Genomic DNA, 10,604 nt, shown 5'->3' on the forward strand with positions numbered 1-10,604 from the left:
GGTAATATCTTGATAGTTAAGTTGAAGTAGCGCTTCTTCATTGTAACCAAGTATATCGCATATTTTGTCATTTACCTCAATAAAATTACCGTCAAGATCAACTCGACAGATACCAACAGCAGCTTGTCCAAATGCAGTTCGATAGATCAACTCTCGTTCTTTAAGTTCCTTTTGCAGTTTATTTTCCCTTTCTTTAATCTCTTCTTCGGCAGTAATGTCTTTGATAATACCGACAAATCCTTTTTCTTTTCCAAACCATGTTTCCCCTATTGAAATTTCTATCGGGAACACCTCTCCTGACTTATGAGACCCGGTTAGCTTCGTAGGTCGCCCTATCCGCTTACGTTCACCAGTCTTGATATATTTTTCGATATATTGGTCGTGGCTAGAATGATGCGGGTCTGACATCAAAATTTTGACATTATGACCAATTAGTTCATCTCTATTTCGCCCAAACATTACTTCTAAAGAGCGATTAGAGTCGATGATAATACCGCGGCTATCGATAGCAACAATACCATCTAGCGCTGTATCTAAAACAGTTCTCAAACGTGCTTCGGATTCAAGCACAGCATTAGTTGCTTTTTTTACTTCTTGAGTTAGTAGCGCTCTCTGCTGGCGTTCAGACCTTTTAATTTCTGTAATGTCAGACTGAATTCCTATAAAATGTGTCAGCTGTCCTTTATCGTCAAAAACAGGGCTAACGTGCAGTTGATTATAAAATAGCTCACCATTCTTTCGATAATTCCTCAATACAACCGTTACAGGTATAGCTGAATCTATAGCAGATCTCAACGTAGCGACTTCTGCTTGTTCTCTATCATCGCCTTGCATAAAACGACAGTTCTTTCCAACCACTTCTTTGGATAAGTAACCTGTATGCTTTTCAAACGCGCCATTTACATAAGTGATCGGTATATCAGGAAGCCTAGCGTCCGTAATAATAATACCAATATCGGCTGCATCAATTGCCCGACTCTGAATATCAAGATGAAAACGTTGCTCCTCAATTTCACGATTAAGCCTTTCCCTCTCAATAACAATGTTTTTCAAGTTGAACAGCTCTTCGCTCATTAAGCCAATTTCATCTTCTCTGCTTGCTCTTGGCAATTCAAAATTCTGCTGGCCATTGGCTAATTTCTTCACCGCATTGGTTAGTTGGCTCAGTGGACTTGTCACTTTACGCGTCAAATAAAACGCAATAATCAAAATAGCACCCAATAGGAGTGCCGCCATTAAAAACGAATTTTTGTATAGTTGGTTGGGAGCAAGAAATGCTTCCCTGACATCGACGCGGATCATCGCTGACCATCCTAATCCGGGATAGTCATAAGCACCGCGAGTATGCGCATAACCGGTTACTTGTTCTACTTGCTTACGATAATGTGTCGATATATTCGAGCCATTCAAACCAGATACAGCTAAGCGCGCACCTTCAACACCGTGAGTAGCTAGGTTAAGCTGACCAAGAACTTGGAAATCTCGTTCATACGTCGCTTCATTCTGCCCAACTGGGTCATAATCAACAATGATACGCCCTTCTCTGTCTAAAATCGTTAACTCTGAGCTAATAAAACCACGGTTAGATAACAAATCATACGTTTCACCAACAATCGCCTCTACTGCTGAAAAATCCACTACATTGACCCAAACACCAATGGCATCTCCTGCTTTGTTATGAATCACCGAGGCAAAAATCATATCGTAGGTGCGTGCATTCTCGTTAAATATAAAACGTTCAGGCCCAGTAACATAAGTACTCTTCGGTTTTTCGGGCACTAATGTTTGACCATTGATGACTTCATTAAACCAAATAGTATTTTTAATATCCAATGCAGAGATTCTTAACTGAGGTAACAATTTTCCATATCGATTTTTACTGTTTACCGCCATAAGATTGCCCTGAATATCAAATATTGCAATCCTCCGATATACTTTATAGTCTTCAACTAGATTATTTAACCGACTAACCACGAGTTCTTGCGAGTTACTTCCTAGTGGGTTTTCTCCCTCAATATTTCCTATAGAGAGAGGGAAGGCATTTGCGTCATGATAACGCTCAAATAGATTCCTATCGATAAGGCGAATCAGTAGTGTCGCTTCTCGTTCGATATTGGCAAGAATAGTATCTTTCAACATCTCTTTGCCTTTTGATGAGACAAAGGTAACGGATGCAAGCATCATAGCACCCAACAGAATCAATATAATTGGTAACTTTATAGAAAGCTTCATTGAGGGTAGGCTCGATTGATAAACCAGGTTTCTGATATAAAATCACTCAGCGGCGCCGGTTTTGCGTAGAAATAACCCTGCGCACTATCACAGCCTAAACGATGAAGAAACTCGACGACTTCAGCGCTCTCAACACCTTCTGCAACCACGGTGAGCCCCAAGGCTTTGGCCATTTTAACGCTCTGTTCAACAACCGTCGCAGACTTACTATTTGTCAGGCAATCAAAAATAAAACATTTATCAATTTTAAGTTCGTTAAAGGGAATAGCATGTAGCTGGGCAATAGAAGAGTAACCTGTACCAAAGTCATCAATGGAGAGCTTAAATTTAAGCATTCTCATGCGTAGCATTTGCGCATCCGTTATAGCTTGGTCATCATTGAGTGCTGTTTCTGTTAGTTCGCAAACAATCTGTTGTGTCGGAATACTGTATTTTTCACTGATACCTTTTAACCAATTAGGAAAATTATCATGCTCTAGTACTCTCCCTGATATATTAAAAGAGAATGACAGCGATGAAACGTAATCCCAATGCTGCATCACATCTTCATATGCACTTTGGATAATAGACTTCGTTAGCGCTAAGATAAGGGTTGCATCTCCTTCTGCTGCAGGAATAAATAGATCTGGCATCAATATTTTTTGTGGCGATTCCTCTATCCTCGCCAGAACCTCAAACCCTTGAATAGCTTGTGTATTAAGATCGATCTGAGGCTGAAAATACGCCTTTACACTACCCTGTTCAATAAATTGAATAAGCTGTTCCGATGAGAGTGCTCCCTCATTCAAGAGTTTTCCCATGCTTACTGTGGGTAGTGCTGCCCAATCCAATAACATACTCTTAATATCAGCAGCGGTTAACGGCTTGGGTAAGCATCCGATAATTTGGAGGTTATAAAGACGTGCCAGCTGGGATGTTGATTGTAATACGTCCTGCTCCTCGCTACTCATCAGAACAATGGCGCCTTGATAATGACTGGCACCTAAGTATCGCAATACCTCAAAGCCATCCTCTACCGGCATATTTAAGTCACAAAAAATCACATCAATTTGGTGCTCTTCAATGACTCGTTTGGCTTCCTTACCATTACTCGCTTCATAACAGCCCTCGTATCCTAAGTTACGCAAGCAGAGCGATAATGTATGCCTCACCACCTTTTGATCATCGACTATTAATATTTGACACTGTGTCTCAGTCACTTACCAAGCCTCATCATCCCTACCGGCATATGTACCATAACCAGTCAGTACCCCAGTAATATCGCTAAAACGTCCACAGTAACTGTAGTTCATCTACAAGCATATGAACGTTTATAAGACCAAAGTATGTGATTATGATGAGCAGGCTAACGTGATCGTGGAGCGGTGTTTTTACAAGTTCGCCAGCACCCCTTTCACAAAGGGGGCTTTGTGCTTAACGTAAACATCTTGATCACGCACACCTTGAGCGAGTATGGCGCGCTTTTTGTTTTCATATTCAGTGCGCACATCAGGGTTATCGAGCAAATACTGTTTGTATGCAATTTGACGATGATGCTCATCACTGTCTTTTTCAATCACGTGGGCGTGCACCAGAAAGCGCTCACCTTGAAAGATTACAGAGGCATCTTTACGAGGCCGGTATTCGGGAAAAGGTTGATCGCTGTGCTGATCTTGAAAACCGAGGGCATAGAGGTGAGCGACAGCATCGTCACGCTCGCCAGAACGATAGAGAATGGATAAATCAATAATCCCCTTGCCTCCCACTTTGGCAGACGTAGAGCCAAAATGTAGTACCTCAATACGAGGTGTCGAGATATGGTCAGACAGGGCTTGGGCAACGTCTAAGTAAATAGGACGCCAAGGAGAGAAACTGGCGTCGACTAATTGGTAGGGCTCGAGTGTGATCATGTGGCACCTTGCTGGAAAGAGGAATGCTGATAAATACGAGTGACTCGCTATGAGCAGCCTATCGACTGCCATCAGACGATGGTGTTTATCGTACCAGCAGTTCCCATGCAAACAAATCACACCTCCGTGCTAGACGCCTTCCGCGAGCTTAGGATTAGAACCGTACTGATTGCTGTTTTGATCGCCTTCTAGCGCACAGAGTATCAGTATGACTGCCATCCCAAGCAGAGGTATGAACAAAAGCAGTAGCCACCACGCTGAACGTCCTGTGTCATGTAGCCGTCTTGATGTCACCGCCAAGGTTGGCAGCAGCAAGGCTAATGAATACACCATGCTCAACACAACGAATCCCGAGAACTCAGCGACAATATTAATCGCTAACGAGATACAAAAGTTAACCAGAAAAAACATCCAGTATTCCTGACGGTACGCACGTCCAGAAAACGTAGCGTACTGGCGCAATACTTTTAAATACCATTCCATACGTTAATCACCTTTTAGCAATATAGCCGATAATACGTATCTTAGAATGAGGAACGCCGTTAGGACCATGTTAGTGATAAGACATCTGACTGTTTTATCATCAGCTTGGGAGCCTTATCACTGATTTCTTACACAAATAGAAGACGGTTAGCTTTGCAAACCGGCAGCGTGCATCAAAAGCTTAAATAGCCAAGAGACAACCCCCAGTGCTGCCACACTGGCTCCCCAGATCGCGATTAACCAAAGCCAACGCTGCCAAGTCGGATTTTTCATACCAGCCATCAGTGATAGGCCTCGTCCGGATTCACTTTGCCACTAAAGACACGGTAACTCCAATAGGTGTACATCAAAATGACCGGGATGATAAACACCGCGCCAATCAGCATAAATTGCAAGCTTTGTTGTGGTGAAGCAGCCTGCCATATTGTGATGCTGGGCGGAATGATATGCGGCCAAATGCTGATGCCGAGGCCAATAAACCCGAGCAGGGTGACACACAACGCCATAATAAATGGACGATGGTGAGCATGATCGGGGCGGGTACGCCAGAGACGGAGCAAACAAAAAGCCGTCAATAAAGGAACCGGAGAGAGAATGAGCAAATTTGGCAGACTAAACCAACGGTCGGCGATGCCCGAGTACGCGAATGGCGTCCAAACACTGACTATCGCGATACTTACCGCCATCAACACAACCAGTCGACGACTCAGGTGGTACATACGCATTTGCAACGCATGCTCCGTTTTCATGATCAGCCAAGTGGCCCCCAGTAAACCGTACGCAATGATCAGTCCTATGCCGCAAAAGAGAGGAAACGGTGCCAACCAATCGAGCCCGCCACCAGCAAAAGCACGTCCCTCGACAGGAAAGCCTTCAATCACCGCACCCACAGTCACCCCTTGGAAAAAGGTGGCAAAAATAGACCCGGCCATAAAGGCGGTATCCCAAAAGCCATGATGGCCGGGTAGCGCCTTAAACCGAAATTCAAACGCCACACCACGAAAAATAAGCGCCACCAACATCAAAGTGAGCGGGATTGTTAACGCATCGACAATCACGGCATATGCCAAGGGGAAAGCACCAAATAATGCCGCCCCACCAAGGACCAACCAAGTTTCATTGCCATCCCATACCGGCGCGACACTGTTAACCATCAAATCGCGCTCTTCGCGCTCAGTAATAAACGGCATCAGGATTCCGATCCCCAAGTCAAATCCGTCCATCACGATGTACATTAAAGTGGCAAACACGATGATGCCAAACCAAATCATTGCTAAATCCATGTTTCCCCCTTACACACGGCCAGAGACAGTTAACGGTTCGTGCGGTGTATCATCATGCTGATCCGGACCTAATTTAATTTGATGGATCATATAGATGTACCCCAACCCAAAGACCAAGCCGTACACCACAAAGAAGCTGATTAAGCTAATACTCATGTGCAAGTCACCGTGGGCAGACACCGCATCTTGCGTGCGTAAAAGGCCATGCACGACCCAAGGCTGGCGCCCTACCTCAGTAGTTACCCAGCCAGCTAGAATCGCGACCAACCCCGCCGGCCCCATATAGAAAGCAAAACGGAGCAGCCCTTGGTGTTCAAACAGGCGTCCTTTATAGCGCTGCCACGCCGCCACTAGTCCAAGCGTGATCATCAATAGCCCTAAGCCCACCATCAGACGAAACGCCCAGAAGACCACGGGCGAATTGGGTCTGTCTTCCGCAGGGAATTCGTTTAGCGCTGGGATTTGCTCGGTCAAACTGTGTTTTAAGATCAGACTCCCCAAATAGGGAATTTCTACCTTGTAGCGGGTGGTTTCCGCCTCCATGTCCGGTAAGCCAAATAAAATAAGCGGCGTGGGTTCACCATGGCTGTTATCCCAATGTCCTTCCATCGCTGCAATTTTTGCAGGTTGATATTCCAAGGTGTTCAGGCCATGTAAATCGCCAATAAACGCTTGAATCGGCGCGGTGAACAACAGCATCCACATCGACATCGAAAACATCCGCTTTACGGCTGGGCTGCGCTGCCCTTTGAGCAGATGCCACGCCGCCGACGCACCAACAAATAAGGCACTGGATAAAAACGCCGCGATTACCATGTGCGCTAAGCGATACGGGAAAGAGGGATTAAACACCACCGCGAACCAATCTACAGGTACTACTTGACCATTGACCACTTCATGCCCTTGTGGCGTGTGCATCCAACTGTTGGAGGCTAAAATCCAAAAGGCAGAGATCACGGTGCCCAACGCGACCATGGACGTGGCGAAAAAGTGCAAGCGATCACCGACACGCTGCCAACCAAACAGCATCACACCAAGAAATCCGGCTTCTAAAAAGAACGCCGTAAGTACCTCATAAGTCAGCAGTGGGCCAGTGATACTGCCTGCAAACTCGGAAAAGCCACTCCAGTTAGTGCCAAATTGATATGCCATCACCAACCCAGACACCACGCCCATCCCGAAGTTGACCGCGAAAATTTTTGACCAGAACAGATAAAGGGTTTTGTACTCCTGCTCGCGAGTTTTAAGCCATAGCCCCTCAAGCACCGCAAGGTAGCAGGCAAGGCCGATCGTAATCGCAGGAAAGATAATGTGAAAAGAAACCGTAAACGCGAATTGGATACGGGCCAACATAAAGGCATCAAGACCAAACATACGTGAAGTCCACTTTAGTAATTAGACCAACGCGCATGGTAGAAGCCCATTTTTAATGTGCCCATACACAGACGATTCAGATTAACCTATAACAGTTTGATCTTTTCAGTGTTATAGTCTGGTTTACTTGTCGGCGATGATGGTAAGAAGATGTCTAAGTATCAGCAGCTTAGTGAGCAGATCAAACAACAAATTCAAGCCGGCATTTGGCATGTGGGAGAAAAGCTCCCCTCGCTGAGAAAACAGGCCGCTTATTCAGGGTTGAGTGTCATGACGGTACTCCAAGCCTACCAACTGCTAGAAAGCCAAGGGTGGATTGTTTCTCAGTCCCGCTCAGGTTACCGCGTCGCTCCCCATGCCGAACTCGACGATAACAAGCCAGACAGTGCGATTCACCCTGCAGAATCTGTCGATATCAATGACTATATTTTCGATGTCTTGCAAGCCAGTCGCTCTCCCGGCATGGCAAGCTATGGGCATGCCTATGTTGATCCCCTACTCGCTCCTCGCCATCAAGTAAACCGTTCGCTCACCACTGCGGTGCGCTTTATGTCGATTCATAGCGTGGTCGACAACCTCCCCCCGGGTAATGCCCAATTACGTCATCTGATTGCCCAACGCTATGCAGCGCAGGGCATGCAAATCTCACCCGATGAGATAGTAATCACAGCAGGCGGATTGGATGCGCTAAATCTTAGCTTGCGCGCGGTCACGCAGCCTGGCGATTGGGTCGCAGTCGAAAGCCCCGCGTTTTACGGCGCATTGCAAGCCCTTGAAAATCGTGGACTCAAAGCGATGGCAATCCGAACTCATCCGACGGAAGGTATTGACCTTGATGCGCTTGAACGCGCATTGCAAACGCATCCAATTCGCGCTTGTTGGCTGATGAGCAATCATCAAAATCCGTTGGGATATTCGCTGTCAGACGAGAAAAAGGCACGTCTTGCCGAGCTCGTCAATCGCTATCAGGTGTACTTAATCGAAGACGATGTCTATGGCGAACTCTACGATGGCCAACACAAACCGAAGCCCATTAAAGCATTTGATAGCAGCGGTCATATTTTGCACTGCTCATCTTTTTCAAAAACCTTGGTCGATGCCTTTCGCCTCGGGTGGGTAGCCGCTGGCGATCAAGCCCAGAAACTACAAAAGCTGCAGTTGATGAGCACGGTGACCACCAGCGTCCCCATTCAACTTGCTGTAGCCCACTACCTGCATAACCGAAACTATGAGCACCATCTAAAACAACTGCGTCGCACACTGGCTGAACGAAAAAAGGCGACCTATCAGTTTCTGATGACCCACTTGCCGCAAGGCGTTGATGTCATCAACAGCCAAGGGGGTTATTTTTTATGGATAGCTTTGCCCAAAGGCAGTGATACCACCGCGCTTTACCACCTTGCACTGAAACACCATATCAGTATCGCTCCGGGCAATATGTTTGCGACACACGCACAGTTTGCCCATTGCTTTCGATTGAATGCCTCTTACCCGCTCGATCATTCACATAAAAATGCGCTGGCAACCTTATGTGATTTGATTGCACAGCACATAAAAAAAGCTGAGCGCTAGGCTCAGCTAAAAGACAGTACCAAAAAGACCTTATTTAATGGAGAAAGGAATTGCTAAGGTTAATTTAAAATCGTCCTCATCTTGGAATAGATTGGTATAACCTTTCCAGCTCGGTGCATCGGTATCATTGAAGTACTGCGTGAAGTAAAAACTGACCTTCGCATCTTTAAGTGCACCATTTTGAATCGCATAATTTGCAAACAGACTGTAGGAGTACTCTTTTAGATCATCATACCCTTTGGCCGATGATCCAAAGCCATAAGCACCGTTAAAGCCTGCACTAAAGCCTTTAGCCCCAATATCCGAGAAATCACGCGATAAGGACCCAAATAGCGCCAGTTCTTCATCATGGTTAAAATCCGAGCGGTTATTCCACCAAATGTCATAAGTACCGTTAGAGCCACCATATTGACTCGTCAAACGATACGCTAAGTTTTCCACCTTGGCAGGGTCTCCGGAGTCGGCTTCGGTATAGGTGGCCTCTGCTCGATACGAATACTGCCCTGATGACATACTGGTGAGCATGGCGAGTTGGAATGCAGTGCTATCATATTGTTCGTCATCATCGACCACATAAAGTTGCGGCGACCAATACACGCCACCCTCAGTGGTGCCTTTGACCTTAACGTGCGCGTTCCAACGATCACCATCCGTTAATGCACCATAGGCTGCATCAATAGAAATACCGTTTTCCATGGTATAACGCGCACCTAGTGAATACGCTGTGCCTGCATCTTCTCCGTTGGTGGTTTGAAATTCATAGGTTTCTTTAAACCAAGGGGCTTTATAGCGCTCAGAGACAACAAGACCCATATTAAGATTATCGAACTTCAGGCCTAACTCACCACCTACATGAGTGCCCGGCGCAAACGACCAGTTAACACCAATCGTACTTGGCACCGAAGGCTGAAAATAACCAAGCTTCGCTGTTACGCTTTCACCAAATTTAAATTTAGCCGCGGCGGTAGCCAGTGATACGCCATTATCTGTACATTCCTCGTCCCATGCGCCCGTACATTCGCTATCATCTGGCTCTTTATCAAAGGGATTATTCACTCCCCAAAAGTTCATTTCATGGTCGGGGCCACCGTTTTGCCACATATCAAAGGTGCTAAACGCCATCAAATCAAGGCCAACCACTTCCGCCGCGTAGCCTGAGTTAAAGGCAAGATTTGCGTAGATAGAGCCGTGGTCAAGGTTGGTTTCTTTGGTAGTATCGTTGCCATTGGCATCTGTACCTGCGCGATCACGGGCTCGCATCCAAAAGTTGAGATTGCCACTAACCGTTGCATCAGAGAAAAAAGGAGAGGTACTTGTCGAATAATCTGCTGTTGCTTCCTGTGAGAGTGCTGGCATTGCCACGCCAGCAGAGAGTACTGCCGCTGCTAATGTGGATAATTTAAAAATCTTATTCATGGAAAACTCCTGCTGCCTCCAAGATTTTTGGTTTTGCCTCTGTGCGTTATTTAGTGTTTTAGAGTTCAAAACCGATTTGAAAACCGAGCTTGTCGCCCGTGTTTTCGCCCCGCTGCTTACACATTTCGTGTAACCACATCTCCAGACTAAATACGCAGAAAAAAACATCAACATAATCTTATTTTTTGATGCGAATAATATGATAGAGGGCAAGATTCTGACAGTTTCATGACATAGATCTTACTTTCAATGAAACCACTAATAAGAGTATAAATAACTGATTTATAGAAAAAAATAAATTTACGACCAACATGAAATAGGGTTCACGCTCCTGAGAGCTTGTCATCATAACCTC

The 10,604-nt window shown here is 45.7% G+C and carries 9 protein-coding genes; 1 reads left to right on the forward strand and 8 read right to left on the reverse strand.

Annotated elements, in window-relative coordinates:
• From BZG82_RS15195 to BZG82_RS15225, 7 genes are all read right to left on the reverse strand, one after another.
• The coding region (locus tag BZG82_RS15195; RefSeq protein ID WP_131826249.1) for a PAS domain-containing protein at nt 1-2,232 on the reverse strand (2,232 nt) is incomplete at its 3' end.
• Nucleotides 2,229-3,431 (reverse strand): EAL domain-containing response regulator, encoded by a 1,203-nt coding sequence (locus BZG82_RS15200; RefSeq protein WP_241837389.1) that lies wholly within the window; start codon nt 3,429-3,431, stop codon nt 2,229-2,231. The genes BZG82_RS15195 and BZG82_RS15200, both read right to left, overlap by 4 nt.
• A gap of 171 nt (nt 3,432-3,602) precedes the next feature.
• Nucleotides 3,603-4,121 carry a GrpB family protein gene (locus tag BZG82_RS15205; protein WP_077766231.1) on the reverse strand — a complete coding sequence of 173 codons (519 nt, stop codon included), beginning with the start codon at nt 4,119-4,121 and terminating at the stop codon, nt 3,603-3,605.
• 129 nt (nt 4,122-4,250) lie between these two features.
• Entirely contained in the window at nt 4,251-4,604 is a 354-nt protein-coding gene (locus BZG82_RS15210; protein WP_077766232.1) for a DUF805 domain-containing protein, read from the reverse strand.
• A gap of 147 nt (nt 4,605-4,751) precedes the next feature.
• Complete coding sequence (locus BZG82_RS15215; protein WP_198928566.1) at nt 4,752-4,877, reverse strand: DUF2474 domain-containing protein; 126 nt, start codon at nt 4,875-4,877, stop codon at nt 4,752-4,754.
• An 8-nt stretch (nt 4,878-4,885) separates the two neighbouring features.
• Nucleotides 4,886-5,887: a cytochrome d ubiquinol oxidase subunit II gene (cydB, locus tag BZG82_RS15220; protein WP_077766234.1), complete on the reverse strand. Its 1,002-nt coding sequence runs from the start codon at nt 5,885-5,887 to the stop codon at nt 4,886-4,888.
• Nucleotides 5,888-5,896: 9 nt separating this feature from the next.
• Nucleotides 5,897-7,261, reverse strand: coding sequence for a cytochrome ubiquinol oxidase subunit I (locus tag BZG82_RS15225; RefSeq protein ID WP_077766235.1), 1,365 nt, complete (start codon nt 7,259-7,261; stop codon nt 5,897-5,899).
• A 150-nt stretch (nt 7,262-7,411) separates the two neighbouring features.
• On the opposite strand from BZG82_RS15225, the gene BZG82_RS15230 reads away from it, so the two are divergent.
• Nucleotides 7,412-8,833, forward strand: coding sequence for an aminotransferase-like domain-containing protein (locus BZG82_RS15230; protein ID WP_077481321.1), 1,422 nt, complete (start codon nt 7,412-7,414; stop codon nt 8,831-8,833).
• Between the two features lie 30 nt (nt 8,834-8,863).
• Here BZG82_RS15230 and BZG82_RS15235 read toward each other — a convergent pair whose 3' ends face one another.
• Nucleotides 8,864-10,249, reverse strand: a complete 1,386-nt coding sequence (locus tag BZG82_RS15235) for a multidrug transporter (protein ID WP_077766236.1) — start codon at nt 10,247-10,249, stop codon at nt 8,864-8,866.
• Between the last annotated feature and the right edge of the window lie 355 nt (nt 10,250-10,604).

The sequence above is a fragment of the Salinivibrio sp. PR5 genome, assembly GCF_001996085.1.
GTDB lineage: Bacteria > Pseudomonadota > Gammaproteobacteria > Enterobacterales > Vibrionaceae > Salinivibrio > Salinivibrio proteolyticus.